This window comes from Xenorhabdus kozodoii (assembly GCF_002632875.1).
Classification (GTDB): Bacteria; Pseudomonadota; Gammaproteobacteria; order Enterobacterales; family Enterobacteriaceae; genus Xenorhabdus; species Xenorhabdus kozodoii.
This window is the reverse complement of the sequence record NZ_NJCX01000087.1, coordinates 1-935: the sequence shown is the minus strand read 5'-3', so window position 1 is coordinate 935 and position 935 is coordinate 1. Positions and strand designations below refer to the sequence as shown.

The 935-nt window shown below is 43.5% G+C and carries 1 protein-coding gene; it reads right to left on the bottom strand.

The window, feature by feature from the left end; all coding sequences use genetic code 11:
• Positions 1-864: IS982 family transposase (locus tag Xkoz_RS19195; RefSeq protein ID WP_099143521.1), on the bottom strand; the 864-nt coding region annotated here is incomplete at its 3' end.
• Between the last annotated feature and the right edge of the window lie 71 nt (positions 865-935).

Below are 935 nucleotides of genomic sequence, written 5' to 3'. Positions count from 1 at the left end.
GTCTTCTGAGTAGAAAACTTTCAGTGATGGCTTCTTTAATTTAAGGCAGTAAGCAATCAATCCCCCTAAGACGCACAACAGAAAGCCTTTTATACTTCGGTGGCGTGAATGCGCTATTTGAGAAATGATTTTTAATTGGCCATTAATCGTTTCGATGATAAATCGCTTTTTTAACATTATTTTATCCCACTCATCCAACACGCATGCTTTCATGTTATGGCGCTTTTTCGTGATGAAAGTGATACCGGTTTGCGCCAAATCATCTGCCCGTTTTTGACTGAGATAACCTTTGTCGCCATACAAAGAACCCGTTAATGCTTTTGCTAATTCTTGAACCGGTTCCCGATCATCCACATTACCGGCAGTGACTTTAAGCGCCAAAATTTCACCCTGATGGTTAACCATCAAGTGGAGTTTGAAACCGTAAAACCATCCCATTGAGGTTTTTCCCCGTTTGGCGACCTCCTTAAACACCTTATGCCGGGGAATACGGATGTGATGACACACGCGCAAACTCGTGGAATCGATAAACGCGATCCCGGTGGGTTTTCCTTTTAACTGAGTCAGATAACTGCACAGAGGCACTAAAACGGAAGGGGCGACACTGACAAAACGGGGATAACTGAGCAAGGTTGGAAAGTCGTTATGATGATATTTCCAAATATGCGCCAGATAAAAATGTTTAAAATCACGGTAATGCGACATATGAAAGAGGATCAGGATGGTCATGATTTCACTGGGATACATATGACCTTGTCTGCGGCGCCGGCGGTATCCGTTATCGAGACAAAACTGTGTCCACTGGGGAATGAAAAAACGGCAAAAGTCATCGACATCACAGAAAATTTCCACTAATTTGTTCATTGCCTGTTCCTCCCCAGAGCGGTTTTTGGCGTGCACCAAAACTTTGCTCTTGGAACAGGCACTTCGTCAAT